The 26,179-nt window shown below is 39.3% G+C and carries 30 protein-coding genes and 1 pseudogene; 15 read left to right on the forward strand and 16 right to left on the reverse strand.

Annotation, left to right across the window (positions count from 1 at the left end; all coding sequences use genetic code 11):
• The first annotated feature begins 5 nt into the window (after positions 1–5).
• The 10 genes from RM545_RS03120 (at position 6) to RM545_RS03165 (ending at position 8,394) form a co-directional block, all read left to right on the forward strand.
• Positions 6–341 carry a winged helix-turn-helix domain-containing protein gene (locus RM545_RS03120; RefSeq protein WP_311493857.1) on the forward strand — a complete coding sequence of 112 codons (336 nt, stop codon included), beginning with the start codon at positions 6–8 and terminating at the stop codon, positions 339–341.
• Between the two features lie 67 nt (positions 342–408).
• Positions 409–1,563 carry a cysteine desulfurase family protein gene (locus RM545_RS03125; RefSeq protein WP_311493858.1) on the forward strand — a complete coding sequence of 385 codons (1,155 nt, stop codon included), beginning with the start codon at positions 409–411 and terminating at the stop codon, positions 1,561–1,563.
• On the forward strand, positions 1,560–2,714 hold the full coding sequence (locus RM545_RS03130) for an XdhC family protein (protein WP_311493859.1): 1,155 nt from the start codon (positions 1,560–1,562) through the stop codon (positions 2,712–2,714). Before RM545_RS03125 ends, RM545_RS03130 begins: the two co-directional genes overlap by 4 nt.
• 5 nt (positions 2,715–2,719) lie before the next feature.
• Positions 2,720–3,319, forward strand: coding sequence for a nucleotidyltransferase family protein (locus RM545_RS03135; RefSeq protein WP_311493860.1), 600 nt, complete (start codon positions 2,720–2,722; stop codon positions 3,317–3,319).
• Positions 3,320–3,553: 234 nt separating this feature from the next.
• On the forward strand, positions 3,554–4,027 hold the full coding sequence (locus tag RM545_RS03140) for a UpxY family transcription antiterminator (protein ID WP_311493861.1): 474 nt from the start codon (positions 3,554–3,556) through the stop codon (positions 4,025–4,027).
• A 346-nt stretch (positions 4,028–4,373) separates the two neighbouring features.
• Positions 4,374–5,402 carry an adenylyl-sulfate kinase gene (gene cysC / locus RM545_RS03145; protein WP_311493862.1) on the forward strand — a complete coding sequence of 343 codons (1,029 nt, stop codon included), beginning with the start codon at positions 4,374–4,376 and terminating at the stop codon, positions 5,400–5,402.
• Between the two features lie 21 nt (positions 5,403–5,423).
• Positions 5,424–6,230: a 3'(2'),5'-bisphosphate nucleotidase CysQ gene (cysQ, locus tag RM545_RS03150; RefSeq protein WP_311493863.1), complete on the forward strand. Its 807-nt coding sequence runs from the start codon at positions 5,424–5,426 to the stop codon at positions 6,228–6,230.
• A 508-nt stretch (positions 6,231–6,738) separates the two neighbouring features.
• Positions 6,739–7,758 carry a phenylalanine--tRNA ligase subunit alpha gene (gene pheS / locus RM545_RS03155; protein ID WP_311493864.1) on the forward strand — a complete coding sequence of 340 codons (1,020 nt, stop codon included), beginning with the start codon at positions 6,739–6,741 and terminating at the stop codon, positions 7,756–7,758.
• 67 nt (positions 7,759–7,825) lie between these two features.
• A complete protein-coding gene (locus RM545_RS03160; RefSeq protein ID WP_311483575.1) occupies positions 7,826–8,002 on the forward strand; it encodes a hypothetical protein in 177 nt (58 codons plus the stop codon).
• Positions 7,999–8,394 (forward strand): hypothetical protein, encoded by a 396-nt coding sequence (locus RM545_RS03165; protein ID WP_311493865.1) that lies wholly within the window; start codon positions 7,999–8,001, stop codon positions 8,392–8,394. The genes RM545_RS03160 and RM545_RS03165 overlap by 4 nt, the downstream gene beginning before the upstream one ends.
• Positions 8,395–8,482: 88 nt before the next feature.
• On the opposite strand, the gene RM545_RS03170 is transcribed toward RM545_RS03165, so the two are convergent.
• The 3 genes from RM545_RS03170 to RM545_RS03180 form a co-directional block, all read right to left on the reverse strand.
• Complete coding sequence (locus RM545_RS03170) at positions 8,483–10,141, reverse strand: LVIVD repeat-containing protein (RefSeq protein ID WP_311493866.1); 1,659 nt, start codon at positions 10,139–10,141, stop codon at positions 8,483–8,485.
• Positions 10,142–10,497: 356 nt separating this feature from the next.
• Positions 10,498–11,493: an NAD(P)H-dependent glycerol-3-phosphate dehydrogenase gene (locus tag RM545_RS03175; protein WP_311493867.1), complete on the reverse strand. Its 996-nt coding sequence runs from the start codon at positions 11,491–11,493 to the stop codon at positions 10,498–10,500.
• A gap of 105 nt (positions 11,494–11,598) precedes the next feature.
• On the reverse strand, positions 11,599–11,805 hold the full coding sequence (locus RM545_RS03180) for a hypothetical protein (protein WP_311493868.1): 207 nt from the start codon (positions 11,803–11,805) through the stop codon (positions 11,599–11,601).
• Here RM545_RS03180 and lysM point away from each other — a divergent pair.
• Positions 11,798–12,304, forward strand: coding sequence for a peptidoglycan-binding protein LysM (lysM, locus tag RM545_RS03185; RefSeq protein ID WP_311493869.1), 507 nt, complete (start codon positions 11,798–11,800; stop codon positions 12,302–12,304). The genes RM545_RS03180 and lysM overlap by 8 nt on opposite strands.
• Positions 12,305–12,434: 130 nt before the next feature.
• On the opposite strand, the gene nadD is transcribed toward lysM, so the two are convergent.
• The 6 genes and pseudogenes from nadD to RM545_RS03215 all read right to left on the reverse strand — a co-directional run bounded on the left by nadD (position 12,435) and on the right by RM545_RS03215 (position 16,732).
• Positions 12,435–13,019 (reverse strand): nicotinate (nicotinamide) nucleotide adenylyltransferase, encoded by a 585-nt coding sequence (gene nadD, locus RM545_RS03190; RefSeq protein WP_311493870.1) that lies wholly within the window; start codon positions 13,017–13,019, stop codon positions 12,435–12,437.
• Complete coding sequence (gene gmk / locus RM545_RS03195; RefSeq protein WP_311493871.1) at positions 13,016–13,600, reverse strand: guanylate kinase; 585 nt, start codon at positions 13,598–13,600, stop codon at positions 13,016–13,018. The genes nadD and gmk overlap by 4 nt, the downstream gene beginning before the upstream one ends.
• Positions 13,600–14,457 (reverse strand): YicC/YloC family endoribonuclease, encoded by an 858-nt coding sequence (locus RM545_RS03200; RefSeq protein ID WP_311493872.1) that lies wholly within the window; start codon positions 14,455–14,457, stop codon positions 13,600–13,602. The genes gmk and RM545_RS03200 overlap by 1 nt, the downstream gene beginning before the upstream one ends.
• A 297-nt stretch (positions 14,458–14,754) precedes the next feature.
• Positions 14,755–15,123: a helix-turn-helix domain-containing protein gene (locus RM545_RS03205; RefSeq protein WP_311493873.1), complete on the reverse strand. Its 369-nt coding sequence runs from the start codon at positions 15,121–15,123 to the stop codon at positions 14,755–14,757.
• 17 nt (positions 15,124–15,140) lie between these two features.
• A pseudogene (locus tag RM545_RS03210) lies at positions 15,141–15,420 on the reverse strand (type II toxin-antitoxin system HigB family toxin).
• A 349-nt stretch (positions 15,421–15,769) separates the two neighbouring features.
• Positions 15,770–16,732, reverse strand: coding sequence for a YheT family hydrolase (locus RM545_RS03215; protein WP_311493874.1), 963 nt, complete (start codon positions 16,730–16,732; stop codon positions 15,770–15,772).
• A 172-nt stretch (positions 16,733–16,904) separates the two neighbouring features.
• Between RM545_RS03215 and RM545_RS03220 the strand changes: the two genes are divergently transcribed.
• From RM545_RS03220 to RM545_RS03230, 3 genes are all read left to right on the forward strand, one after another.
• Positions 16,905–17,393 (forward strand): acyl-CoA thioesterase, encoded by a 489-nt coding sequence (locus RM545_RS03220; RefSeq protein ID WP_311493875.1) that lies wholly within the window; start codon positions 16,905–16,907, stop codon positions 17,391–17,393.
• A 12-nt stretch (positions 17,394–17,405) separates the two neighbouring features.
• The gene (locus tag RM545_RS03225) at positions 17,406–18,044 is read left to right on the forward strand and encodes a hypothetical protein (RefSeq protein WP_311493876.1); all 639 of its coding nucleotides are present in this window, start codon (positions 17,406–17,408) and stop codon (positions 18,042–18,044) included.
• Positions 18,045–18,208: 164 nt separating this feature from the next.
• Positions 18,209–18,736 carry a hypothetical protein gene (locus tag RM545_RS03230; protein ID WP_311493877.1) on the forward strand — a complete coding sequence of 176 codons (528 nt, stop codon included), beginning with the start codon at positions 18,209–18,211 and terminating at the stop codon, positions 18,734–18,736.
• A gap of 134 nt (positions 18,737–18,870) precedes the next feature.
• Here the strand turns inward: RM545_RS03230 and RM545_RS03235 are convergent, their stop codons facing one another.
• The 3 genes from RM545_RS03235 to RM545_RS03245 form a co-directional block, all read right to left on the reverse strand.
• The gene (locus RM545_RS03235; RefSeq protein WP_311493878.1) at positions 18,871–19,767 is read right to left on the reverse strand and encodes a DMT family transporter; all 897 of its coding nucleotides are present in this window, start codon (positions 19,765–19,767) and stop codon (positions 18,871–18,873) included.
• Positions 19,760–20,113: an arsenate reductase family protein gene (locus tag RM545_RS03240; protein WP_311493879.1), complete on the reverse strand. Its 354-nt coding sequence runs from the start codon at positions 20,111–20,113 to the stop codon at positions 19,760–19,762. The genes RM545_RS03235 and RM545_RS03240 overlap by 8 nt, the downstream gene beginning before the upstream one ends.
• Before the next feature lie 92 nt (positions 20,114–20,205).
• A complete protein-coding gene (locus RM545_RS03245) occupies positions 20,206–21,039 on the reverse strand; it encodes a DUF3298 and DUF4163 domain-containing protein (protein ID WP_311493880.1) in 834 nt (277 codons plus the stop codon).
• 106 nt (positions 21,040–21,145) lie between these two features.
• Between RM545_RS03245 and RM545_RS03250 the strand changes: the two genes are divergently transcribed.
• On the forward strand, positions 21,146–22,291 hold the full coding sequence (locus tag RM545_RS03250) for a cystathionine gamma-synthase (protein WP_311493881.1): 1,146 nt from the start codon (positions 21,146–21,148) through the stop codon (positions 22,289–22,291).
• Positions 22,292–22,648: 357 nt separating this feature from the next.
• On the opposite strand, the gene RM545_RS03255 is transcribed toward RM545_RS03250, so the two are convergent.
• The 4 genes from RM545_RS03255 to RM545_RS03270 form a co-directional block, all read right to left on the reverse strand.
• On the reverse strand, positions 22,649–23,878 hold the full coding sequence (locus RM545_RS03255; RefSeq protein WP_311493882.1) for a cysteine desulfurase-like protein: 1,230 nt from the start codon (positions 23,876–23,878) through the stop codon (positions 22,649–22,651).
• A gap of 170 nt (positions 23,879–24,048) precedes the next feature.
• The gene (locus tag RM545_RS03260) at positions 24,049–24,420 is read right to left on the reverse strand and encodes a hypothetical protein (RefSeq protein ID WP_311493883.1); all 372 of its coding nucleotides are present in this window, start codon (positions 24,418–24,420) and stop codon (positions 24,049–24,051) included.
• Between the two features lie 18 nt (positions 24,421–24,438).
• Positions 24,439–25,431 carry a DUF1028 domain-containing protein gene (locus tag RM545_RS03265; protein WP_311493884.1) on the reverse strand — a complete coding sequence of 331 codons (993 nt, stop codon included), beginning with the start codon at positions 25,429–25,431 and terminating at the stop codon, positions 24,439–24,441.
• Between the two features lie 47 nt (positions 25,432–25,478).
• The gene (locus RM545_RS03270) at positions 25,479–26,177 is read right to left on the reverse strand and encodes a DUF2490 domain-containing protein (RefSeq protein WP_311493885.1); all 699 of its coding nucleotides are present in this window, start codon (positions 26,175–26,177) and stop codon (positions 25,479–25,481) included.
• Between the last annotated feature and the right edge of the window lie 2 nt (positions 26,178–26,179).

Raw genomic sequence — 26,179 nt, forward strand, 5'->3', positions numbered from 1 at the left:
CCAAAATGAAAAAGATCAGATTCAAATGTTGGGTGGAGGATGAAGGTGAAAAATTCTATGGTCCCGGCCCAAATGAATTAATACGACAAATTCAGAAAGAAGGTTCTCTCTCAAAAGCTGCCGGGCAAATGAAGATGTCTTATAAAAAAGCCTGGGATCTGGTGCAAAGATTAAACACCAATTCTGATGAGCCGTGGGTGATTATGAAAAAAGGTGGGCAACACGGGGGCGGAGCTCAGGTTACTCCGCATGCCATCAAAGCAATGCAGGAATATGAAAAACTGCAAGAGAAGATGCGCAACCTGCTGGAGCAGCAGGAAGATTTAATAAAGGTTTTTTAAAACAGAAGACTACTTTCGGGAAAATTCCCATCAATTGAAAATCGATATATACAACAAAACATAACGCATGGCGGTAAAAAGGAAAATATACCTCGATTATAATGCAACCACTCCCGTAGATGCCAGGGTGATTGATGCCATGATCCCCTATTTTACTGAGAAATTCGGGAATGCAAGTAGTGATCATGTATTTGGTTGGGATGCCGGGGAAGCGGTTGAAACCGCGAGGGAGCAAATTGGCAGATTGATAACCTGTAAACCCACTGAAATCATTTTCACCTCTGGAGCTACTGAAGCTGCTAATCTTGCCCTTTTTGGATTTTGCGAAAGAAACAAATCTAAAGGCAATCACATAATTACCTGTAGAACTGAGCACAAAGCTGTTTTGGATATTATGTCTGCCCTCGAAAGGAAAGGTTTTAAAATTACTTATCTGGATGTAGATCAAACAGGAAATTTAGACCTTCAGGAATTAAAGAATTCAATTAATTCCAAAACAATACTGGTTTGTCTCATGCTCTCGAATAATGAAACCGGGCTCGTGCATCCTTTAAAGAAAATTGAGAAGATAGTGCATGAGAAGGGTGTGAAACTAATGAGTGACATCACTCAGGCTGTGGGTAAGATTCCGGTAGACCTAAGTGAGCTGAATCTGGACCTGGCAATCTTCTCTTCTCACAAGATCTACGGACCCAAAGGGGTGGGCGCTTTATATATCAATAAAAAAAATCAGGTGGAAATTGAGCCGCAATACTTTGGTGGCGGACAGGAAAAAGGAATGCGTCCTGGTACTTTAAATGTTCCTGGAATCGTTGGATTTGGGAAAGCAGCAGAAATTATTTCGTCCGGGATAGAAAATGAATCAGTGAGAATTATGAAAATGAGGCAGAAAATGGAAAGCGAACTAAGAAAAATCACAGGTGCAGTAGTTAATTCTGAATATTCTGATCGACTTCCGAATACCACGAATATCTCCTTTAAGGATATTGGGGGCGAATTATTGCTTCGGAAACTAAATAGTCTTGCAATTTCACGTGGTTCAGCCTGTAACTCTAATACAGTTAAGCCTTCCCATGTCTTAAAAGCAATGGGATTAAGTGACGACCTGGCACTATCCTCAATTCGTATTAGTCTGGGAAGAAAAACTAGTATGGAAGATATCGAGTTTACGGTAATGGAGATAAAAAGAGTTGTAGGGGAACTTAAAAAAGAGATGGTATGAGAGAACTGGATGCTATTTTAGCTGAATATGAGCACTTAAAAAAGGCAGAAACAGGAGGTGTGTTAGTCACCGTAGTGCACGTCCAGGGCTCCTCATATCGAAAAGCGGGAGCGAGGATGCTGGTGGATGAATTTGGCAGTATTACAGGGGCTATAAGTGGCGGCTGCCTGGAAGGAGATGCTTTGCGAAAGGCACTTCACGCAATGCATCAGCAAAAGAATAAACTCGTTTCCTATGACACCAGTGATGAAGATGATGCCGTAATTGGCGCACAACTCGGCTGCAATGGAATCATTCAGGTGTTATTCGAACCTTTGGATTATGAAGATGAATGCAATCCCTGTGAGTTACTTAAGAATGTAATTAGTCAAAAGAATTCCGTGGCAATTGTGGTTCAGTTTAATCTGAATAAATTAAAAAGTCAGAAGGGAACAAAATTTGTAATTTCTGAGAATTCGGAGGTTACAGGGGAAATTCCGAAAAAGGCTTTGTTCGATCATATTCTGGGTAAAGCTCAGCTAAGCTTAAAAAAAGAACAAAATGACTTTGCTGAATATTTAATTGGCGGGGAAACCCAGCACATTTTTATTCAGAATTATCAGCCACCGGTAAAACTTATTATTGTGGGGGCCGGAAATGACGCCCGGATACTGGTGCAGCAAGCCGATTTGCTGGGGTGGGACACGATAGTAACAGATGGCCGCCCTACTCATGCAAATAAAAGCCGCTTTACCACCTCCTGCCAGGTGATTGTCTCAAAACCGGAAAGTACTCTGGAAAATATTGAAATAGATCATCGTAGCTGTTTCGTATTGATGAGCCACAATTACCATTACGATCTTGCAGTCTTAAAACTCTTGGTTGCTCGCGAAGAGATTCCCTATATCGGAATTCTTGGGCCAAAGAAAAAGTACGGGAGAATGTTGGATGATCTGGCAATAGAAGGATTTAAGCTGAATCCGAAAGTCCTGAATAAAATCTATGCGCCGGTAGGCCTGGAAATTGGTGCAGAAACACCGGCGGAAATTAGTCTTTCCATTCTGGCTGAAATTCAGTCGGTTTTAACCGGGACCAGTGCCAGGAGCTTAAGGGAAAAGTCTTCTCCAATCCACGATAAAAAACATGGTCATCTTGAGCAAGTTCAGATTTGAATAACATGGTAAAAATAGGAGTTGTAGTTCTTGCAGCAGGATCTTCCAGCCGGCTTGGTTATCCAAAGCAGTTGGTAGAATTTAGAAGAAAAAACCTCCTTCAGCATGTGGTTGAGGTAACGGAATCGCTGGAATTTAGCATCCGGATTTTAGTTTTAGGGGCCAGGGCAGAAGAAATTTCGGAGAGGATCAATCTTAGCAAATTCAAGACAGTGATTCATAAAAGCTGGGAAGAAGGAATGGGTACAAGTATTAGTAAAGGAATTTCTGAAGCACTGGAAAGCGAGAATGACCTGGAGCATATTCTAATTTTGGTTTCCGACCAGCCTTTTGTAACTAAAGGAATACTTAAGGAATTAATCAGAGTGCATTTGCAGAGCAATAAGTCGGCAACATTTTCAGAATATGCAGGAGATGTTGGGGTTCCTGCAATCTTTTCACGACAACTTTTTTCAGATTTGAGAGAGCTGAAGGGCAACCACGGAGCAAAAAAGCTCCTCTTCAATAAAAATTTGGAGTTTGAAACCTTCAAGTTTGAAAGAGGGAATTTTGATGTGGATACTTTAGCAGATATTGAACTGTTAAAGCAGATGGAGAAGAAGTAAAAGAAACTGTATTTTAAATTCAGAGCGACTACCAGTTTCCTCCCTTCAGCAAATGGGTTTCAAAATAAAAAATCTTCTATTGAATCCTTTTTCTTAAGAAGAAGGTCTTATAATAAAACAATCACAAAAGTATATTGTCGTATAAAAATCCTTGTGCTTTTACCTGAAATTACATTAGATTTGTTTACTAACCCTTCTTAACCCTACTACTGAAGGATAAATCATTACTCAGTTATGCAGTGGTATGTTTTGTATACAAAACCTAAATGGGAAATAAAAGTTAGTGAGAATCTTCAGAAGAACAATATCAGGGTCTATTGTCCCACAACCACAGAAGTAAAGCAATGGAGTGACCGGAAGAAAAAGGTGACAGAGCCGCTTTTCAGGTCTTATCTTTTTGTTCATATTGCCGAAAAGGACCGCAATAAAGTTTTTGAGGTTCCGGGAGTGGTACGCTATCTATTTTGGCTGGGAAAACCTGCTATTGTTCGTGATGTGGAAATCCAGACGATAAAAAACTGGCTGGATGATGATAATATCGATGAATTAAAGGTAGACGGATTTTCTGTTGGCGATAATGTGAAAATTTCTCAGGGCGCCTTAAAAGATCAGGAGGCTCTTATACAGGAAATCGGTAAAAAGCGGATGCGGCTGTTGCTCCCTTCCATGGGCTGTGTCGTTACCGCAAAAATTTCAGATGTGGTCTGAGAATGAACTTGCTTTTTCTGTTTCAGCTCAAAAAAAGCAACCAAAATTTTAGTTCACCTTGGGCGGAGTCGAAAAGTTAACAAAATCGCCGCTACTCAGTTAGACTTGACATTTTTACTGCAAATTTCTTTATTAGGTGTTTTACCGGACAAGAATACTATATTATAGCGGTCTCTTAAAAAGACTCTTATGTTTCTATTATTGCCAACGTGAAACTATTCCGCATAAAAAGCACGAGATTTCCTTATAATATTTATTTTTGGCTGCACATGGAAATTGTGGAAACATGATTCGTAGGGAGAGAAAAACACATCTTCGTCTTAGAGAAAAAAATTGATAGGAAAAAGTGAAGGAAGTATCACATAAGCGGCATATCGCCAAAGCTATAACCTGGAGGTGTATTGGTACGCTCGACACGATTTTTCTCTCATGGTTTATCACAGGCGATCCTTATGTGGGATTGCAAATAGGCCTGGCCGAAGTACTTACCAAAATGCTGCTTTACTACCTACATGAGCGGGTATGGATTAGGATAAACCTGGGAAAACATACTATTAGCCAATGGCGGCATATTCTTAAAACAATTAGCTGGAGGGTCGTAGGTACATTAGACACAATGTTGCTGGCCTGGGTTATTTCTGGTAATCCTGTAGTGGGGCTAAAAGTGGGCATGGTTGAGGTGGTGACGAAAATGCTTCTTTACTATCTGCATGAAAGAGCCTGGTATAAAATAGACTACGGAATTAAAAACAGAACTACCAATGGGAACATCTTGGCTGAAAATAACCTGAGTCCGCAGGAATTTGCTGTATCTCAACAGCACAGGTTGAGTCTCAAAGGTCACAAGCCGCTTTTGGTATGGTTTAGTGGTCTTTCGGGTTCCGGAAAATCTACACTTGCCAATATGGTGGAAAAGAAGCTGTACGAAAAAAAGATTCATACCTATTTGCTGGACGGCGACAATGTGCGCACAGGGCTAAACAAAGATCTTGGATTTACTTCAGAAGATAGATCTGAAAACATTCGGAGGATAGCAGAGGTTGCCAGGCTTTTTATCGACTCCGGCACAGTGGTAATTGCTGCTTTTATTACTCCGTTAAAAACAGATAGGGAAACGATTAAAGAAATAGTTGGAGAAAATAACTTTGTTGGGGTATTTGTTAATGCTTCTCTTGAAGAGTGTGAAAGAAGAGATGTAAAAGGCCTCTACAAAAAAGCGCGTTCTGGAGAAATCAAAAACTTCACAGGAGTGGATGCGCCTTATGAAGAACCTGTGGATTTTGATATTACTATAGACACCGCAGCTTGTGGTACCGAAGAAGCAGTAGCCCAAATTCTGAATATCGTTGAAAGAAGAATTGTAAGCAGGAAATAGGATTTAATAATATAGAAGATAATGACCTCACTTTTAGAAACAGCAATCCGGGCCTCACTCGCGGCAGGAAAACGCATCATGGAAATTTATAATAACGAAGATTTTGAGGTAGAGGCAAAAGAAGATGAATCTCCACTTACAAAAGCAGATATTGCTTCACATAATATTATTATGAGTTACCTGGAGAAGCTGGACATTCCAATACTTTCAGAAGAAGGTAAAGAGCTTGCTTATAAGGATCGTAAAAAATGGTTAAAGCTGTGGATTGTAGATCCTATAGATGGTACAAAAGAGTTTATTAAAAAGAATGGCGAGTTTACCGTAAATATTGCTTTAATAGAAGATCAGAAGCCGATATTGGGAGTAATTTACGTGCCGGCTTTAGAGGAACTGTATTTTGCTGCTGAAGGAATCGGCTCATATAAAGTAATAGGAATAACGGAATTCCCCGGAATGCAGGAAATACTGAAAACTGCCAAAAAACTGCCTTTACCTTCTGAAGAAAAAAAGTATACTGTTGTTGCTAGTAAATCTCATCTTTCTTCGGAAACAAAAGAATATATAAGTTCGCTGGAAAACAAACATGGAGAAGTGAATACCATTTCTGTAGGCAGTTCGCTGAAGTTGTGCATGGTGGCAGAAGGAAAAGCCGACTGTTATCCGCGGTTTGCACCCACAATGGAATGGGACACCGCGGCAGGACAGGCGATCTGCACCTTCGCCGGAAAAAAAGTAATCGATTATGAAACCAAAGAAGAAATGCAGTACAACCGCAAAAACCTGCTGAATAATTGGTTCCTGGTGCTGAATGAAGAAGATCAGATTTGAAGTTTAAGTGTTAAAACTTTTCCTGAAGATCGAAAACCGGCATTTTAGAAGGTGTTTTTTATGAGGAGTGAAAAGTTAAGAGTCCTCTGAGGAGCTGAGTCTACAAGAGCAATTCCCAAAATGACCATTATCGGCCTACAGGGAAGGAAAAGAGTTAAAGAGTGAAGGAGTAAAATAAGTGAGAAGTGAAGAGTTCGCTTTCCACTTTCCTCTCTCCACTATAAGAAGCTTAAAAATGGCAATTATCGGCCTAAATAGAAGAAAAAGAGCTAAAGAGTGAAGGAGTAAAAATTTCTTCCAGTACGAACCATGAACAAAAAACTTCGAACTATAAAGAACAGCCTCAAAAATGGTAATTATCGGGCTAAAGGGTAGAAAAAGAGTTAAAGAGTGAAGGAGTAAAAATTTGTTCCACTCCCAACTATGAACTACGAACAAAAAACTACGAACTACTAATTCAAGCCGCAATTTTTTTTAAATTTGCCTTTCTGAAAAAGATGAATCCCTAATGATTGATAAGATAAAGGAATATATTGCTGAAGTTGAAGCTTTTCAGGCACAAACGGCAGAAGAAATTGAAGCTTTCAGGATTAAATTCCTGGGAAAAAAAGGAATATTAAATCAGTTTTTTGCTGAATTTAAAAATGTTCCAAATGAGCAGAAAAAAGATTTTGGCCAGGCAATAAATGAGCTAAAGACCGGAGCGCAGCAAAAAGTTTCGGCTTTAAAAGAGGAGCTTGAGAGTAAAGAGGAAGAAAAAGGAATTTATGGCGATTTATCCCGTCCTGCAGAGCCTGTACAAATAGGTTCGCGGCACCCGATTTCTGTTGTGAAAAATCAGATTATTGAAATTTTCTCAAACATCGGCTTCAACGTTTCCGAAGGACCTGAGATTGAAGATGACTGGCATAATTTTACCGCTTTAAACCTTCCGGAATACCATCCTGCAAGGGATATGCAGGATACTTTCTTTATTCAGACAGATCCCGATATTTTGCTTCGGACCCACACGTCTTCGGTACAGGTGCGTTACATGGAGAATAACAAGCCACCAATACGTACTATTTCCCCGGGAAGAGTTTTCAGAAATGAAGCGATTTCTGCGCGTTCCCATTGTATTTTTCACCAGGTAGAGGGGCTTTATATAGATAAGGATGTTTCTTTTGCAGATTTAAAGCAGACGTTGCTTTACTTTACAAAACAGCTTTTCGGAAAATCTAAAATACGCCTGCGCCCTTCTTATTTTCCATTTACAGAGCCAAGTGCAGAAGTGGATATTTACTGGGGGTTGGAAACCGAAACCGATTACAGGATAACCAAAGGTACCGGCTGGCTGGAAATTATGGGCTGCGGAATGGTAGATCCTAATGTGCTTAAAAATTGCGGTATAGATCCTAAAGAATATTCCGGGTTTGCCTTTGGAATGGGAATAGAACGTATTGCAATGTTACTGTATCAAATTGGGGATATCAGGATGTTTTATGAAAATGATGTTCGTTTTCTGGAACAATTCCGATCTTCTTTGTAAATTCAAGGCATAATCCATAGTCATCAAAGCCGCAGAAAAGCTGAAAATGACTTGTAATTTTTTTAGTATGAAAAAAACAGGTTTTATTATTCTGGCGGTAATTATTCTTGCAATTATCCTTTATGTGACGATTGTTATAAAGGTGATAGAATTTCTTTTTGGAGCAATATTGTTTATTGTTGCAGCAGTGATACTCTGGATTATCTGGAATAAAGTAAAAAGTAAAGTCGAAGAGGAGTTTTGAGAAAAGATATCGATATCCCTGAGGTGAAAGATGTTCATGTGGCCGTGGTGAGGGAGTTTAATAAAGAATTTCGAAGTGATGAATGGAACGCTTACATCATCAATAACCGCGGAATTTCTATAGAAATGATCTTAATTGTTGCCCGAGGATTTGAAGGCAAAAAGGAAACTTCTACCATGCGGCGTAAACTTGAAAAACTACCTCCACATTCTTTTGCTAAAATTGAATATATGCAGGATGAGGTAACTGCCTTAAATAACGAATTTCTGGTAACTTTTTTTGCAGAAAACAGGATGTTTGAAAAGAAATTCTTCTTTCCTAAAAACAGTATTTCTGAAGATGTTGCCACAACTATTCCTGTAATTCCTAAAAAAGGGGTTTTGGCAGAATAAGCAGAGCAGGAGGAAGCAGCAATAAATGGAAAAGCCCCTCTGAAGTTAATCAGTTGGGGCTTTTATCAACCTAGCCTTCGATTGATTTTTATAGTTTATTTGAAGTATCTGTATAGTCTCCGGTAATAGTCACGTTTTCTCCTCTTCTTACCTGCCCGTAAATATGAATTGAAGAGTTATCTCCAACAAATTCCAGTGTGGCACCGCTGTTAAGGTTCAGGTTTCCATATACGGTAATACTACCCTGGATTCTAAGCACGGAATTGTCGTCTATATTTAAATCCAGATCTTTTCCTACAGCACCTACAGCTAAAGCTCCGTTCATATTAAACTCTCCGTTGCTGTTCACGTTGGCCGTATTTTGTACGTTTAGACTTCCGCAGTAAGTCAGTTTGTCGCTTACATTTAAATATAAAACAGTTGCAGATCCCGCGTATGCTTTTTCTTCGTTGGAATTCACGTTAAAGTAAGGACCTTCGTTGTAAGTTTCATAAGATGAACATTCAGCAAATTCTGGTGCAACTTCACTGTCGCCACCGTTATCTACTCCTGGTCTGCTCATTTTTAGAATCCGCAGCCCACCTGTTCCGGAAGCGACGAAAATATAATCTCCTTTTGCTTTTACATAATTTGCAGAACCGTCAATACCAATAATTCCTTCTTCAGCTAAAGCCTTGGAAGCGTCAAGTCGGGCAATTCCAAATCCTGCCCCTCCATTGGCCATAAGGATAAACTCGTCTATGCTGGAAACCGCATTGGTCACTTTTTCGCCTTCGGCAATTTCTGCATCAGGAATAGTTTTAATAGGTAACCTTGTTACTAAATCCCATGTTTCAGTATTGTAGATGCCTATACCTGCAGCGCCTTCAGAAACCATTAGAAGATTCCCAAGAAATTCCATTGTTCTTTTAGATTCGGCTACAAGACCAGACAGAGCGATTTCTTTTTTTATCGTCAGGTTTTGATTGTCCAGTACCAATAAACCATTATCCCCGCTTAAAGCAACAAGATTGCCGTTGGCGTATGCAGCAGACCTAAGGTCGCTGTAAGATGCTTCAGCTTTCAGGTTAGAGTCGTAAGAGGCTATCACACCATCGCTTCCGCTAACCGCAATAAAGCTGTTATCGAAAGGAAGGATATCCACACCGGCCTGTCCAAGGCTGAATTTTTGTGCAGTAAAGTCAGAAGTAAATTCGCCACCTGCGGTTTCTACAGTCCCATAAAAAGCACGAACAGGATCTGCTGTTTGATCGTTATATGCTCCGGTAAAATAGATTTTATTCTCTTTATAGAACAAGGCATTAACATCTGCAGAGTTTGTAGTAACCCTACTTATCACCTTTGGTTCAAATTTATTGCTAATATCGATAATATCAATTCCACCAAGGTAGGTAGCGCCTTCTTTGGTATAGGCAACGTAAGCGTAATCACCATCTATATCAACGTGGTTGGCGCGCATTGCCTGGCCGTCAAGAACAGGAGGATCTATTGTTGCAATTTGTTCCAGTGCAATCTGTCCTATTTCTGAAACGTCCTTCTTTTTAGAATTCCTGGCGCCGGAAATTGTTGTAATTCCAAGAACACCCGCGCCTTCTGTAGTTACGGCGCTTCTTAAAACTTCTGGATTGCTTTCCTTTTCAAAAAAACCGGATGATTCTTCGGTTGAAGGATTCTGGATATCATCTGAGTTACAGGAAATTAAAAATATAGAAAGAATAAAACTGAGACCAAGTAATTTTTTAGTCATTTTTAAGTTAGGTTAAGTTAGTATCTATGTAAAAATATAGGGCTTGTAAAGCTTTTACGGCACAATGATAAAACAAATAATTTAAAGTTTTAAGATTTTAACTACTTGCAAATGAAACTCGTGCGTTAATCGGCAATATGATGCTTTTCATCGATAGTGTTGATTCAAAACAGCTTCTTCATTTAAGGATTTAACGATTGCTTTTCTGGTTTATACTCGATAATCGAGATTTTAATGCTTCGAGGCTTGCTTCGAAATCGGAAATTATTTCTTCTTAGTGCTTCGTAGGCTTTGACCGAAGCAGTGGACTTAAGAAGAATTAAAATGAAATAAAAGGGAAAACCTTTATTTATGCTCTAATCCAGTTTTTCTGCAAGTTTTTTGAAGACCTTCTTAGGATTCTTACCTTCATAAAGAATGGCATAAACAGCATTAATTATAGGAGTTTTAGCACGTTTGTCCTTATTGATTTTGTAAGCACTTTCTGTAGCATAATAACCTTCTGCAATCATGCTCATCTCCATTTGGGCGCTTTTGACGGTATAGCCTTTCCCGATCATATTTCCAAACATCCTGTTACGGCTAAAGACAGAATAACCGGTTACCAAAAGATCCCCTAAGTAGGCGGAATCATTAATATTCCGTTTCATCTTATGAACTTTCTTGATAAATTTCTTCATTTCCCTAATCGCATTGCTCATAAGAACACTCTGGAAGTTATCTCCATAGCCCAAACCATGAGCAATACCTGCAGCAATTGCATAAATATTCTTTAAAACTGCGGCATATTCGGTTCCTGTAACATCATCGGTGATTTTACAGGTGATATAATCACTTCCCAGGCAATCTGCCATAAGTTGCGCCTTTTTCTCGTCAGCACAGGCAATGGTTAGATAAGAGAGTCTTTCCAGAGCCACTTCTTCAGCGTGACAGGGTCCTGTAATCACCCCAATGTTTTCGTATGGAATATTATAATATTCCTCAAAGTGTTCTCCTACAATAAGGCTGGTTTCGGGAACAATACCCTTAATTGCTGAAAATATGATTTTATCATCCAAGGGCACCTGAAGGTTATCTAATTCCCTTTTTAGAAAGGCTGAGGGGATGGCGAAGATAATGTAATCTGCATTCTTGATGGTCTCATTAATGTCATTGCTAAGCTTTAACTGATCTGTATTAAACTCAACAGAGCTAAGATAGTTAGGGTTGTGTTCCTGTTTTTTGATATGCTCCACAGCATAAATACTTCTCATATACCAATGTACATGATCTATGTTTTCGCATAACATCTTTACAATTGCAGTAGCCCAACTTCCGCCGCCAATAACAGCAAACTTCGGATATGTATCCATATATATCGTTTATGTTCTTCAAAAGTAAGCAAAAATTTAAGTATACTCATTTTAATCCTTTTTTGCACTTGCTGATTGAGGATTAATCAATATTATTTGAAAATTTTAACTTTTTTGAGAACGATTTAATAGAGATTCTTTTCTCTTTTTTCGAGCAGAGGAGATTTTTTTTCCGCTTTTGGTTGTTATTAAAACCACCTCTGCCAGAGGTGATTTTTTTAAATCTAACAAAACTTTAATAAGTAACATCCAGAGATGTTCTTCCTCTTTTGTAACTTCATACCACAACAGATAAAAATCAGCTATGAGCATTTTTTCTTTTATTAAAGAAGCCGGAGCCAGAGTCTTAGGTATAGGTAAGTCTACAACCGAAAAGAACAATGAAGTTTCAGAGCGAAAGACTAAAGAAAATCAGCAGGAAAATGCCAAAGCTGCTTCCAGACTGGAAGAGCATATCAGGAGCTTAAATTTAAATATTGATAATCTGGATATAACTATTGAAGGCGATATGGCGACTGTTTCGGGCGAGGCAGAAGATCAGGCAACTCGCGAAAAAATTATACTGGTAGTGGGAAATACTGCCGGAATTGGACAGGTAGACGACAGGATGGATGTGGAAGACGAAGAGCCGGAAGCTACTTTTCATACTGTAGAACGAGGAGATAACCTTAGTAAAATAGCGAAGGATCATTATGGTGATCCCGGTAAATATCAGATTATTTTTGAAGCTAATAAACCAATGTTAAAGGATCCGGACAAGATTTATCCCGGGCAGGTATTGCGAATACCAGATATCGAAACAGAAAATTAAAGAGACTGTTTAGAAGTTTTGAGGGTGCTACATTGAGAGCAGTCGACGTTCTAAGCTTGTAGTTCCACAATGAAAAAAGTAGGTTCAATCAGCTAAAAAAGAGCGCTTAAAAAATTTTTAAACAGTCTTTCTATTTATAGAAATTCATATGCTGAACATACTCCCACACGCTGTCACTAAGTAATGGTCCAATATTTTTTCCTTCAGAAATGGCCTGTCTTATAAATGTTGCCGAAATTTCCATTCTGGGTGCGGCCACTCTTGTAATCTTTGGATGATCCTTAAACTGATTCTGAATTTTTTCCCCTGATATTCTTGGATAAACATAAAGCTGATGGTTCTCAAGAATCATCTCGTAATTTTTCCACTTATGGAAACTTTTTAAATTGTCTTCACCCATAATCAGACAAAATTCGTTCGTGGAAAATTTTTCCTGTAAATGCAGCAATGTTTTAACCGTATAGTTTGGTTGCTCCAGCCCAAATTCGATATTACTGGGTTTCAGTTTTTCAAAAGGCTCGCAGGCGCGATAAGCCATTTCCAGTCGGTGATGGTTGTCAAGAAGAGTGCTTTTTTTCTTTAACGGATTATGAGGGGTTACCACCAGCCAGATCTCTTCAAGATCAGAGAATTCTGCCATATGGTTGGCAATTATAAGGTGTCCTATGTGAATGGGATTAAATGTGCCAAAGAACAGTCCTACTTTTCTATTCATTTCTCAGCATTTACTCCAACATAATTTGAAACAAGATTGTAGGCTTCCTCTAATGCAACTTCCAGGTTGTTGTTTTCTATGATAAAATCGAATTGTGGCGCAGTGGCCAGCTCAATAGAAGCTTTGGCAACACGCATATTTATTTTATCGGGAGTTTCAGTTTTTCTCTTTTTAAGCCGAATCTTAAGCTCTTCGATACTTGGTGGTTTTACAAAAACAGCCAATGTTTGTTCAGGATAAATATTTTTTATATCCAGTCCTCCTACTACATCAATATCAAAAATTACGTTTTTCCCTTCGTTCCAGATTCTCTTAATCTCACTCTTAAGTGTTCCGTAGAAATTGTCACGATAAACTTCTTCCCACTCCAGGAATTCATCGGCTTTTATTTTCCTTTTAAATTCCTCTAAAGACAAAAAGTAGTAATCCTTCCCATCTACTTCATCTCCGCGAGGCTCACGTGAAGTTGCTGAAATCGAGAAATCCAGTTTTAAATCATCCTGTCGTAGCAAATGCTGAACAATCGTAGTTTTACCGGATCCGGAAGGAGCCGAAAATACGATCAATTTACCATCCTTCATTAGAGTACGTTTAAAAGTTGTTCTTTGATTTTTTCCAGTTCATCCTTCATCTGCACCACTAACTGCTGCATGGGGGCATAGTTGGATTTACTGCCAATGGTATTAATTTCCCTGCCCATTTCCTGAGAAATAAAAGCCAATTTCCTGCCGTTGGAATCATCACTGTTTATCGTCTCATTAAAATAATTAAGATGGTTTTCCAGCCTTACTTTTTCTTCGGTAATATCAAATTTCTCAATATAATAAACCAGTTCCTGCTCAAACCGGTTTTCGTCAACGTTTTCTTTTAGTTCTTCAACCCCTTTTCTAAGCCGCTCCTTTACGCCATCAATCCTGTCGGGATCCATCTCGATAATTTGTTGCAATAAATCCTCGATATTAGAAACCCTTAATTTCAAATCTTTTTCCAGTGCTTGTCCTTCAGTTGTCCTAAAGTTATTGATTTCGGTAAGCGCTTCTTCTACAGCGTCCTCTATAGCCTTAAACTCGGTTTCGTCTATTTCTTCCCGTTCAGTCTTTAAAGCATCGGGCATCCTTACGGCCATTTTCAGAAGCTCAGTTTCATCTCCGTTCACAAGAGCTCTAAGCTGTTCCATGTATTTTTTTACCACAGCTTCGTTGAGAACTGAAGAAGTTTCTTCGCCGGTATTTTCCACATAAACCGAAAGATCTATTTTCCCGCGTACAAGCGATTTTGAAATAATCTTGCGCAATTCCAGTTCCTTTTCGCGGTACTGAGAGGAAATCCGCGCATTCAGATCAAAATTTTTGCTGTTAAGGGATTTAATCTCTACGGTAATCTTTTTTGATGGGAGTTCGGAAATGCTTTTCCCAAAGCCGGTCATGGATTGAATCATGCTTGATTTTTAAAAGGTTGCGCAAAGATAATCAATTCTGAAGCAGTTCAAAGACGAGGGAAGCTTAATTTGAAGGAGGAGTTAGGTGAAGAGTGAAAGAGGCAAACAGGAAAAAGAGTTAAAAAGGGAATTCCTCATTTATGATCTAAGATTTTTAAGAAACTAAAAGGCTAATCCTGCAAGGTTTTTAAAACCTTTTAGGTGTGTCCAAGCTAAAAAATGGAAACAGACGTTCCACTTTTCACTTTCAACTCAAAAAACAACCCACAGTTAGAACCTAGAGCAGAATAAGCTGCATTATTTCAACAATTGATAATTGCCCACCAGAACAGAAGCAGAAATGTTCAATTTATTCTCTAACTCCCGAATCATATCGACTGTTAATCTTTTTCTCTTATTCAAAATTTCAGATACTCTGCTTTTACCACCAAGTATGCCTATTAAATCCTTTTGTTTAAGATTCATTTCTTCCATCCTGATTTTTATGGCTTCTATTGGATCTGGAGCTTCTACAGGGTGGTACTTATTTTCATAATTTTCGATTAGAAGAGATAAAATTTCTGCTTCATCCCCTTCTTCAGAATTTGGGGAAGCATCAAAAATTTCTTCCATTCTAATTAAAGAGTGTTCGTAGTCTTCTTGAGATTTTATAGGTGTTATCTTCATAATTTTCAGTTTAAATCTTAAATTTTGTCATACTCAGCATGCGTTCCTACAAACCCTATAAATGCCCATTTTCTTTCGTAATTAAATTTTACAATTAGCCGGTAAGAATTTCCTTTAATATTGAATATAACCCGGTTATCTTTTAAAATACTAGCGTTTATGTAGGTTTGCTTAACATCATTTGGGGAATTCCATTTTGATGACTTGCGGTTTCGTACCAGGTTTTGAGATATTGTTCGGCATCAGGATGTTTTTCCCCAAATTCCCGTAATGTTCTTTTGCAATAATTCTTTGCATAAAATTTTTCTTGTTCAAAAGTAGTAAAATGTTCTCAAATAGAGAACATTTTATTGATATTGTAGTCATCTAAAAAGTGAATTCCGGAAAAATAAACTGCGATCATCTGGAAAAGCCAAAGGGTGAAGAGTGAAATAAATTTTTTGGTCTACGGGAAGCCTGATTTATCAAACGGAGTGAACTTTATATCTGAAACTTTAAATCAAACTCCGAACTCCAAACTATAAACTAAGAAAAACACCAAACTTGCTTTATTTCTGCGTAAATCTGCGCAATCAGCGGGAACTTTAAACCTGAAGATTCTGAACTCCTAACTCTTTTACAGACAACTGACAACTGAACTCACAACCTAAAAGTCCCGGCAAAACTCCAATGCCCGATCTTCGTGATAATAAAGTTCTCCTTTCTGAAAGAAACCAACATGGCCGCCATGTTCAGGCATTTCCAGGTGAAGGAATTCAGAATTTTTTGCAATTTCCAAAGGATAAGAACTTTCTGAAAGAAAGGAATCATTTTTAGCATTTATCAGTAGGGTCGGGATGCCGATATTTGGCAAAAATTGAAGGCTGCTGCATTTCTGGTAATAATCTGCCGCGTCTTTATAACCGTGGGCTTTGCTCGTGTACAACTCGTCTATGGCCAAAAGGGAATTACAGGCGCCAATATCGTTTCGGTCAATTTCCTTCGGAAAAAGTTCCTGCCGCTCATATAGCTGATTTTTCAGCTTTTTCAGAAACCTTCTGGAGTAAAGGTAATTCTTATGTTTGTCCAGCTCCTTTAACGACGCACCTAAATCTGAAGGGACAGAGACTGCAACTGCCGCTTTTATTTCCTTCGGAAGAAATTGAGTTTCACCAAGATACTTCAGTAGCAAATTGCCGCCCAGACTAAATCCTGAAAGCACTATTTTATCATACTTTTTATTCTGAAGGCAAAGTTCAATCACTTCTTTAAGATCTTCAGTCGCACCGGCATTGTAACTGCGAAAGAGTCTGTTAATTTTGCCGCTGCAACTTCTGAAATTTATAAGTGCAACATCAAATCCTTTTTCAGACAAGGCTTTGGCCATTCCCAGCATATACGGTCGGTCGGCACTACCGGCCAGGCCATGCGTCACGATCATTAATTGCCGATAATTGCCATTTTTGGCATAGCACCAGTCCAGGTCGAGAAAATCCCCATCACTCAGTTCTACGCGCTCTCTTTCAGATACCTCGATCTTTACCTTCCGCAGTAAAGAGGCGTAAATGGTGGAAAAATGGGCGCTTCTAAAGAGAAATGGAGCTTTATAATTACTTTTCAGGATTGGCATAGATCTAAAATAACAGAAATATGTAAAATTTCACATCCGGAACTGTTTTAAGAGTTGTCAGAAATTTACCAGATGTTAAGTTTTTAGTAAAAATGGTGAAATAATAGCTACGGTTAGCCCGATAATTATGCGTGCATAGTAAAGTTTCTTAGCTTTATAAAAAATTGAAAAAATGTATACGAAAGAATTTGAAATCCGCTGGAGCGATATAGATGCGAACCGACACTTGGCAAATACCGCCTATATAAATTTTATGAGCCATACCCGAATGGGATTTTTAATGGAAAACGGCTTTGGTCAGAAGGAGATGGCGAAGCATAACCTGGGGCCGGTGGTTTTTTATGAGCATATCTATTACTTTAAGGAAGTTTTCGCGGGAATGCCGGTAAAAGTGAGCCTGCAGCTTCAAGGTTTGTCTGAAGGCGGAATGTATTTTGAATTTGTCCATAATTTTTATGATCATAAAGGCCGCAATTTCGCCAGTTGCGAAATGATGGGAGCATGGATAGACCTTAAGGAACGGAAACTTACAAAACTTTCTGAAGAGTTGTTTCAAAATTTAAACGGACTACAACATACCGAAGATTTTAAAGTCCTGACTAAAGAAGACACCCGTAAATTCGGAAAGAAACCTCAGGATATAGATCCAGCAGAACTTTAGAATCCGCTAGCTATGAAGTATGAAATCGATGAAGTCTGGTATGCCTGCTACGGTTCAAATATTCAGGAAAAGCGTTTTTTGTGTTACATCCAGGGCGGTACGCCGGCCGGGGCATTGACTAATTATAAAGGTTGTAACAATACGGCGGCGCCTAAAGAAAATCATCCCATTACTATCAATCGTGACTTATATTTTGCCAAGGAATCCCCGGCCTGGAGTGGTGGTGGCATCGGATTCTTAAAGCCCGGCCATAATGAAGAAGCAGTCACTTTTGGGCGGCAGTATCTTATTAGCAGCGATCAGTTTACAGATCTTGTAAGACAGGAATTGAAGATGGAGGGCGAGCTGGCCATAGAATTTGGCGAGCTGATTGAGAAGGGATCTGTTATTTGTTCTCCCGGCGGCAGGTACGGGAAATTGATTTGTCTTGGCCACAGGGATAAAAAACCAATTTTCAGCTTCACCAGCGAGCACTATCTTGAAGAAGAAATTAATCCGCCGGATAAGGCTTATCTTTCCACAATTATTTCCGGATTAAAAGAAATTTACGACCTGGATAATCAGGAGTTGGTGGAATATTTTCGCCAAAAAACCGGAATAAAAAACACACCGCTGGAAAACAATTTAGCTGAAATTGTTGAAAACTCATGATTATTTACAGCATTGGTGCCCCCTGTAGTTGTCTGGTCTAGCGAAGTTGAGACCTGCTTTCTGATGATAATCCTGATTTAAAAAAACCCTCGACTCCGCTCGGGGAAACTCCAACCGATAAACATAGTCGGGAGGTTAATGAAATCAATAATGAAATAAAAAATATGCCATTCAAAAGTTCTGAAATAAGGTGGTTTTCCCGGGAGAAGCAGGTTCTTTGGGATGTTTTTGAAAACCTTCAAAAATCCGGCCCGGGAAATCCTGAAGAAGAAAGAACCGACTTTTATCTAAGTTCAAATACACCAAATTCCGGGATAAAAATCAGGGAAGGAAAGCACGAGTTAAAGGTGAAAACGGATAAAGATGAAAAGCTGGAATTTGGACTCCTGCAGCACTGGAGCAAATGGAGCTATGCTGAAGAAGAAAATATCCTGAATTCCGTTAATTCTAATTTACTTGATGATTGGTTAAAACTGACCAAGAACCGGGCAAAAAAATCCTATAAAATCACTGCTGAAGAGAAAGTAGAATTCACTTCAGAAGAAAATATAAAAGAAGGTTTTGATCCGAATTCACACGATTTGAAATTCCGTCACTGGAGTTCACCGGCTTTACGCTGGGATTGGAATCCTTCAGCAGTAAAACGAAATCCGCAGGAAACTTGCGCCTTGCGCTGGATCAACTTCAGCTAAAAACTGGGCCTCTCCAAAATCTGAAATCCTGCAGCTATCCTGAATTTTTAGCCGATTTTCTTTAGAAGGTGAAAATTGCCATATTAGAGGCATCATCATAAAGTCATTTTCCGCAGCGGTTTCAGAATAAAAATTTAAGCCCTCACTTTGGTCTTCTTGATCGTTACCATATAAACCCCGATAAAAACAAGCGCTGCAGCAATGCCTTTTGTCCAGTTCATAGTATCGGCGCCTGTTGCGACGGCGTAAATTATGGCAATTAGCGGTTGCAGATAGATAAAAGCGCTTATGGTAGAGGCAGAGAGCTGTTTTAAAGCATAAATATTCAGTAAATAAGTGGCAAAAGTCGTTCCCAGTACTACAAATGCCATTTTCCAGACTGCTTCAAAAGGGAGGCCTGTCCAGTTTACATCAGTAAATTCACCAATTGTTATAGGGAAATTTATGATGACACCTATTAAGAAGAGCCACTTCATTAGCGTGATCGCACCGTATTTTGCGGTTAATGGTCTAACGATAATAAGATACAATCCATAGGAAAGGGCATTTATGATAAACAGGATATTTCCTAAAGGAATATTTGGCGCATTTTCTTTACTGCTGGTGCTAAAAAGAATAAGTACAAGTGCACCTGCAAGCCCGATTATTATTCCTAGAGCTTTTAATAATGTAATTCTTTCACGTATTAAAACTGAAGCTAAAATGAGTACCATCACCGGGGAAAGGGTTACAATTACCGAGCTGTTTATTGGCGTGGATAGATTTAGTCCTTTAAAGAAAAAAAGCATATTCACCACCATTCCAAACACTGCGCAGGCGAAGATTCGCGGCCAGTCTGAATTGGCAATTTTCTCCTGTGGCAGAAAAAGACTTATAGACCAGAAAAGTATGGCGGCACCAAAAACCCTCAGAAAAATAAATCCAAAAGGTTCAATATAAAACGGCATTACGCCTTTGGCAACAGTATGGTTAATTCCATAAATGGCACTCGCAAGAATAGCAGCAATCACTGCCAGAGCCCTGCTACTCATGTATTGAAGCTTTAGCGGCTTCTACAGCTTTCTTCGAATTCCCGGTAAAAATTTCATCATTGTTTATAACAACGGGACGTTTTAGGAAGGTATAATGTTCCAGGATAAGATTTTTGTATTGATTCTCGTCCAGATCCTTATTTTTTAGATCTTTTTCCTTGTAAAGTCTGGCCCTTTTGCTGAACAAAGATTCATAACTTCCCGAAAGTTCCTGCATTTCTTCCAGTTGTTTTTCAGTAATCTTTTCTGTTTTGATATCCTGAAGAATAAACGAAGATGGTGGGTCCAATTCTTTCAGGATGCGTTTACAGGTATCACAGGTAGAGAGGTGATAGATCTTCTTCATTTATTTTTTATTAGGATTTTTTAAGATTTGGATACTTTTACGCAAATTAAGAACATTTAAGCGGCAGAAGAAAGTTTTCCGGGTGGAGAATCCTACTCAACAGGAATTTCTTGCAAGCCAACTTTTAAAAATTCTTCTACTTCAGCATAAGGAAATCTGTAAATAATATTACCATCGGCATAAGACGATATTTCATAGGCATTATAATGCAAAACCAGCTCATTCTGAGAAAATCCTATATTTTGAGGAAGCACAAATTTGTCATCTTCGAAGAACAATCCGTTACTGTTAATAGGTTCGTTCTGCGGAATATTTTGATCTTCCCGAAATTTCTCTTCAAAAAACTCTTTAAATTCTGAAGTAAATAATTCCTCGTGGGAGTAAGTTGCTCCGGTTTCGGGATTAAAGTTTAAAAAGGAAACGCTGCTGTAACCATGGGCACCGCCGGTAAATATTTCAGAACTAAACCTGAAGGAAATAAGGTCTTCTGTTCGCAATGAAATCTCACCCAAAACTGAAGCTTCCGACGGAATTTGATATTCCGGAAAATCACTCGCTGTAGTTTCAAAATTTTCAATAAATCGATCTGCAAGGCCTTCAATGGACTCAATTTTTTTATCATCACGATAATCTACCACTTCAATAATATGATTGGTAATTGCACGATTTATTTCTTTTGCAGCCTCATTTTCACCTTCAGCAACAGGATAATTTATGCTGATAAAAGTGCATTCTCCTTCTTCAGGATTGCATGCTTCGTATGATTTTTCTACGGAATAATTAGTGAATTCAAGAGCTTCTTTTTCCTCTTCACAAGCCGTGAAAAGTACTGTAAAAATAAGGACTAAAAGGATTTTTCTCACGGTGTAAAGGAGGGTGTTAAAGTTAATGATAAAGATACATGCAATTTTGTGATTGCCCAACATCTGTAGTACATTTGGGGGGAAAGGATCAAATCCTTAACGGATATTTAATAATTGCCAGTTTGTTTTTAGCTTAACAATCCGAATGGCATGAAAAACTTCAAGTCAGATGAAATTTAATACCAAGACAATACACGGAGGTCAGGAAAATATAGATCCTGCTTATGGCTCTGTAATGCCTCCAATTTACCAGACAAGTACCTATTCGCAAAGTACTCCCGGCGGCCATAAAGGTTTTGAATACAGCCGCAGCGGGAACCCCACAAGGGCGGCTTTGGAAAATTCTCTTGCGAGTATAGAAAATGGTAAATATGGTCTTGCCTTTGCTTCGGGTCTTGCGGCGATAGATGCAGTGATGAAGCTTTTTAAGCCCGGGGATGAAATTATTTCCACTAACGATTTATACGGTGGTTCTTATCGTTTGTTTAGCACAATATTTGAAAATTTTGGGCTCAAATTCCATTTTATTTCGATGCAGGAAGCCGAAGATATTGAGCAATACATCAATAAAAATACAAAGCTTATTTGGGTGGAAACTCCTACCAATCCAATGATGAACATTATTGATATCCAGGCCGTGTCAAAAATTGCCAAAAAACACCAGATTCTTCTGGGAGTGGATAATACTTTCGCGACGCCGTACCTGCAACAACCTTTAGATTTGGGGGCAGATCTTGTAATGCACAGCGCGACCAAATATCTCGGTGGACATAGTGATGTGGTAATGGGAAGTCTCGTGGTAAAAAAGGAGGAGCTGGCAGAAAAACTTTATTTTATTCAGAATGCGAGCGGCGGGGTCGCTGGTCCGCAGGATAGTTTTCTTGTACTTCGCGGAATAAAAACTCTTCATTTAAGAATGCAGCGGCATTGTGAGAACGGAGAAGCTGTAGCAAGATTTCTGAAATCACATCCTAAAGTTGATAAAGTGTACTGGCCAGGGTTTGAGGATTCTCCAAATCACGATATTGCGAAAAAACAAATGAGTGGTTTCGGCGGGATGATTTCTTTTACAACTGCTGAGAATACTCTTAAAAGTGCTGTGAAAGTTGTCGAAAACCTGAAGGTATTTACCCTTGCGGAATCTCTTGGTGGGGTGGAATCGCTTGCTGGCCATCCGGCGAGTATGACGCATGCCTCTATTCCAATGGAAGAACGTGCAAAAACCGGAGTTGTAGATTCCCTTATCCGTTTGAGCGTAGGAGTTGAAGACGAAGGAGACCTTGTGGAAGATTTAAAGCAGGCTTTGGAGAAGTAATTTGATTAATTGATCTAAGTTTATACTGAGCGGAGTCGGGAATCATTTCTTCTTCGCTCATTTTTTTGAATTGTATCTTGCTGCGAAGAAATTGAATGCTATAGGTCGAAAATTGCCATTTTTGGGCACTGACTTTTTTTCTGAATTATAAGAATTTCTTCTGCATAAACCAGCGTGATCTGCGGGAAAAATTACAGATCATTGGTGTATACGTGGCTAAACCGAATGCCGAAAATTGCCATTTTTGGATGCTCTTAATATTGAGATTAAGTAACGCTAGCCGGTAGGTGAACTCTTCACTTTTTCACTCTTTTTCTTCTCTACAGTCCGAAAACTGCCATTTTCAGCCACCGCCGTTTACAGAATCTTTTTAAATACTTCTACAAGCCGCTTTACTTCTTCCGCAGTGTTATAATGCACCAGGCTTACCCTTACTACCCCGTTTTTCTCCTCCAGGCCAAGATCTTTGATCAGTTTTTTCGCATAAAAATCTCCGAAACGGATTCCAATTCTAAAGTCATCCACTTTTTCTACAATCGCATCACTTTTTAATTCAGCATGCACAAAAGAGATCGTGGGAACACGTGTTTCTTTCCGAAAACTGGTAGCGCCAATAACGCGCACTTTAGGGTTTGTATTTAAATACTGAAGCAAAATTTCACTCAGCTTCTCTTCGTGGCCGGCAATTAAATCATATCCTGTTTCAACTTTTTTCTGAAAAGGAACAGCGGCAGATCTTGGCGTATGCTGCCTGTACATTTCTTCAAAATATTCGGTTAAACCTAAAAGGCTGTAGGTAAGCTCAAAATTGAAGTTTCCGGGCTGGAACTTATAAGGAACATCCTTTTTTTTGAAAAAATAATGATTAATACCATCCATCTTTAAGAGCTGATTGTATTTTCCGTACATCATGGCCAGATGCGGGCCGTAGGCTTTATACCAGCTAAAAACGTAGAAATCGGCATCTAGCTCCTGGACATCAATTTTTCTATGTGGCGCATAAGCAACACCATCTACACACACCAAAGCTCCGGCTTTATGAACAAGGCTGGTAATCTCCTTTACCGGATTAATTGTCCCCAGAATATTGGAACAGTGGGTAAAGGCTACAAGTTTTGTATTTCTGCTCAGTAGTGTTTTTAGATCCTTAACATCCAACTGAAGGGTTTCGGGATTAACTTTCCAGATTTTAACGTTGATTCCTTGCTGCTTAAGGTCTGTCCAGCAAGAAACATTAGCTTCATGATCTGTATTAGTAACAATCACTTCGTCCCCTTTTTTCCATTGTTTGCTAATGCAAATACTCAAAATACGCAATAACATGGAAGCTGAAGGGCCAATAACCACTTCTTCGGGACGGGATGCATTTACAAATTTTGAAATTTGTTTTGTAGCATAAGCTAGCTTTTCACCGGCTTCCCTGGAAACTTTATAGGATGCTCCCAACTGGACGTTATGATGGGTGAGATAACCCGAAATACGTTCTATTACTTTTCCCAGGACCTGAGAGCCGCCGGCATTGTCCATAAAAACAAAATCACGCTGCAGGGCGGGGAATTGCCTGCGTACATAGTCTATATCCATCATTATAGAAGGCTTTGGTCAAATGATTTGAGGATCATTTTTAGAGAGTTATGTCGAAATTGAATAAATAATAAATCTGTAGCGTTCATTTCCTCGTACTGAAATGCTACTAACGCTGGGTTTTCTATAGCTACGGAAGCGACAGGAAACTGATTGTTTCTTCCCGGATTATCTTATCTCAGTTCAGCACCAACAGCTACAGAGCAGTCATGACCCGGTTGCCCGTGCGGTGGATTGATCTTTGGCGCAGCAGACTTTAGCCTTACCGGAGATTGATTCCCAGAAGCATTTGTTGCCGTATTCTGCTGTCTTGCCTGGTCAAGTGGCGCTCCCACCGGCAGATCGCACCTGTGATTTGGCTGTCCATGCGCAGGATTGTATGCTACTTCAGAATCAGTTGATTTTTCCTGATTAAGATAACTGGATTCCACAGAGGTTTCCGGTTGGATTTGTTGTTCCTGTTCTTCAGCATCTTTACAGGAAACAACGCTAAATAAGCTTATACTTAGCAGGCTGAAAATTGCGTTTTTGAATATCTTTTTCATAATAGTCTTTTTTAAAACTTAATTTATAATCTCTTCTACTTCTTTTTCAGAAAGATCCAGCAGGCCGGCTTTTGGAAGCCTTGTTAGCATAGTCTTCCAGTTCTCATCTTCGGCAAAAATCGACTCAAAAACAGGTTTGGCTTCTTCTAAACGACCGCTGTTAGCGAGGGCAATTGCTTTCCAAAACTTCATTTCCAGGTTCTGCGGAAACATTTTTTCGGCAGTTCCATATTCTTTTAGTGCTTTGTTGATATTTCCCTCTTCCACCGCAAGATCTCCGCGGTTCATATGTTCGTAGGCACGGGCAGTCTTAAGCAGCCTTTCCAGTTCCTCTACCGGATTCTGATGATCGTCCACCCTCAGGTCTACTTTTTTGTCTTCCCACGAATTCTGTGCTTTTTCAGGTCCCACGACAATCAGGGCAGCAGACTGTTTTCCGCGAATATCGCCCCCGGCATTTTGAGCTGCCTTGAGCGCTTCCACAACTCTTTCAGCTAAAGGAAGATCTGCATTAAGGTGAAAAGCTTCAGCCATTGCGGGAACAACTTTTTCATTCAGCATCATATTTGCCTGTACAGAAAAATTTTTTCGGTTGATATGACTTGCAGCTTCTACACAATTTTCGCCTGTGAAAGCTGCTGTGTTTCCTTCCATATCGAGAAAAGCAACCTGGCGGAATTCCCTGCCTTCATCATTGTTTACAAGCAGTTCCAGTGCTTCATCTGCTGTTATTCCCTGTTCCATGAGCTCCAGGCCTTTGGGGCCGTAAGCAGGGTTAACGAAAGATTGTGTGGCGACCACACCCACTCCAGATTTTCCCCAGGAAACCAAAGGACCTACAGAAAACCAATGGCTTTGCACACCGACCGCCATCTCGCCGGTAACCGAATCGCGGGCAACAATAGAATAGGTGTGTGCAAAAGCATCTCCGCCGATTTCAGGATTTTGGGCTTTGCTATTTAAAGTTGAAATAATTGCCACAGCGGTAAGGAAAAAGATTTTTTTTATCATTCAGCTATATTTTTAAAAGCTAAATATAACTAAACTCTGCTGAATTTTCAGAAAGTATGATGCAGGCTAAGTTGAATCTGCCCTTTGCTAATCGCATTTGTAGTCTGGATCATATAACCGGCCTGTACTCTAAGGTTGTCTTTTATAGCATAACCCAGCGCAGAATAAAACCGGTTGCGATCAAAAAGTTCTACATTGCGGCCATCTCCTATTTCGCGTTCACCGTTAATAAATATCTCATTGTAAAGAGCGAGATAAATCGCATTTTTACTGAGATTATTCTGGTTTATAGGAACATTTAAAAATATATTGTAGCGGTAACGTGTTCTAAAATCCTGATTTTCTACCCAGCGTTGCTCGTACCTAAAACGGTGAGTTAGGTAGAAACGGCTGCCTACTTGATGTGGAAGCAAGGCTTCCTGGTAAATTCTGCTTTCACCTGAAGTTTCGTTGCTGTCGCCAAATTCCCCCGAGGTGATATTCCCGTAACCCAGGGTAAATTTTACATCTGCATTTTCAGGAGCATAGGTGAGTCCGCCACGAATAAGTAATTGTTCCAAATCACCTCCCAGGTTCCAGTTTCGGTACTGTACATCGCCCTGAATTCCCCATTGGCTATCACCAAAAGTAGTGTTCCAGAAATACATGTACCATGCGCCGGTTTTATCTCCATCAACCTGGGCAGAAGCACTAATATTAAGTAAAAATAGAAACGGAATTAAAATTAGAGTGTGCTTTTTGAACATTT

The organism is Autumnicola lenta (assembly GCF_031846515.1).
Taxonomy (GTDB): domain Bacteria; phylum Bacteroidota; class Bacteroidia; order Flavobacteriales; family Flavobacteriaceae; genus Autumnicola; species Autumnicola lenta.

Excerpts from the sequence above, each read along its gene's own strand:
- RM545_RS03120 (WP_311493857.1), top strand. The coding sequence starts at position 6 with ATGAAAAAGATCAGATTCAAATGTTGGGTGGAGGATGAAGGTGAAAAA.
- RM545_RS03125 (WP_311493858.1), top strand. The coding sequence starts at position 409 with ATGGCGGTAAAAAGGAAAATATACCTCGATTATAATGCAACCACTCCC.
- RM545_RS03130 (WP_311493859.1), top strand. The coding sequence starts at position 1,560 with ATGAGAGAACTGGATGCTATTTTAGCTGAATATGAGCACTTAAAAAAG.
- RM545_RS03135 (WP_311493860.1), top strand. The coding sequence starts at position 2,720 with ATGGTAAAAATAGGAGTTGTAGTTCTTGCAGCAGGATCTTCCAGCCGG.
- RM545_RS03140 (WP_311493861.1), top strand. The coding sequence starts at position 3,554 with ATGCAGTGGTATGTTTTGTATACAAAACCTAAATGGGAAATAAAAGTT.
- cysQ (WP_311493863.1), top strand. The coding sequence starts at position 5,424 with ATGACCTCACTTTTAGAAACAGCAATCCGGGCCTCACTCGCGGCAGGA.
- pheS (WP_311493864.1), top strand. The coding sequence starts at position 6,739 with ATGATTGATAAGATAAAGGAATATATTGCTGAAGTTGAAGCTTTTCAG.
- RM545_RS03160 (WP_311483575.1), top strand. The coding sequence starts at position 7,826 with ATGAAAAAAACAGGTTTTATTATTCTGGCGGTAATTATTCTTGCAATT.
- RM545_RS03170 (WP_311493866.1), bottom strand. The coding sequence starts at position 10,141 with ATGACTAAAAAATTACTTGGTCTCAGTTTTATTCTTTCTATATTTTTA.
- RM545_RS03175 (WP_311493867.1), bottom strand. The coding sequence starts at position 11,493 with ATGGATACATATCCGAAGTTTGCTGTTATTGGCGGCGGAAGTTGGGCT.
- lysM (WP_311493869.1), top strand. The coding sequence starts at position 11,798 with ATGAGCATTTTTTCTTTTATTAAAGAAGCCGGAGCCAGAGTCTTAGGT.
- RM545_RS03180 (WP_311493868.1), bottom strand. The coding sequence starts at position 11,805 with ATGCTCATAGCTGATTTTTATCTGTTGTGGTATGAAGTTACAAAAGAG.
- nadD (WP_311493870.1), bottom strand. The coding sequence starts at position 13,019 with ATGAATAGAAAAGTAGGACTGTTCTTTGGCACATTTAATCCCATTCAC.
- gmk (WP_311493871.1), bottom strand. The coding sequence starts at position 13,600 with ATGAAGGATGGTAAATTGATCGTATTTTCGGCTCCTTCCGGATCCGGT.
- RM545_RS03200 (WP_311493872.1), bottom strand. The coding sequence starts at position 14,457 with ATGATTCAATCCATGACCGGCTTTGGGAAAAGCATTTCCGAACTCCCA.
- RM545_RS03205 (WP_311493873.1), bottom strand. The coding sequence starts at position 15,123 with ATGAAGATAACACCTATAAAATCTCAAGAAGACTACGAACACTCTTTA.
- RM545_RS03215 (WP_311493874.1), bottom strand. The coding sequence starts at position 16,732 with ATGCCAATCCTGAAAAGTAATTATAAAGCTCCATTTCTCTTTAGAAGC.
- RM545_RS03220 (WP_311493875.1), top strand. The coding sequence starts at position 16,905 with ATGTATACGAAAGAATTTGAAATCCGCTGGAGCGATATAGATGCGAAC.
- RM545_RS03225 (WP_311493876.1), top strand. The coding sequence starts at position 17,406 with ATGAAGTATGAAATCGATGAAGTCTGGTATGCCTGCTACGGTTCAAAT.
- RM545_RS03230 (WP_311493877.1), top strand. The coding sequence starts at position 18,209 with ATGCCATTCAAAAGTTCTGAAATAAGGTGGTTTTCCCGGGAGAAGCAG.
- RM545_RS03235 (WP_311493878.1), bottom strand. The coding sequence starts at position 19,767 with ATGAGTAGCAGGGCTCTGGCAGTGATTGCTGCTATTCTTGCGAGTGCC.
- RM545_RS03240 (WP_311493879.1), bottom strand. The coding sequence starts at position 20,113 with ATGAAGAAGATCTATCACCTCTCTACCTGTGATACCTGTAAACGCATC.
- RM545_RS03245 (WP_311493880.1), bottom strand. The coding sequence starts at position 21,039 with ATGTTGGGCAATCACAAAATTGCATGTATCTTTATCATTAACTTTAAC.
- RM545_RS03250 (WP_311493881.1), top strand. The coding sequence starts at position 21,146 with ATGAAATTTAATACCAAGACAATACACGGAGGTCAGGAAAATATAGAT.
- RM545_RS03255 (WP_311493882.1), bottom strand. The coding sequence starts at position 23,878 with ATGATGGATATAGACTATGTACGCAGGCAATTCCCCGCCCTGCAGCGT.
- RM545_RS03260 (WP_311493883.1), bottom strand. The coding sequence starts at position 24,420 with ATGAAAAAGATATTCAAAAACGCAATTTTCAGCCTGCTAAGTATAAGC.
- RM545_RS03265 (WP_311493884.1), bottom strand. The coding sequence starts at position 25,431 with ATGATAAAAAAAATCTTTTTCCTTACCGCTGTGGCAATTATTTCAACT.
- RM545_RS03270 (WP_311493885.1), bottom strand. The coding sequence starts at position 26,177 with ATGTTCAAAAAGCACACTCTAATTTTAATTCCGTTTCTATTTTTACTT.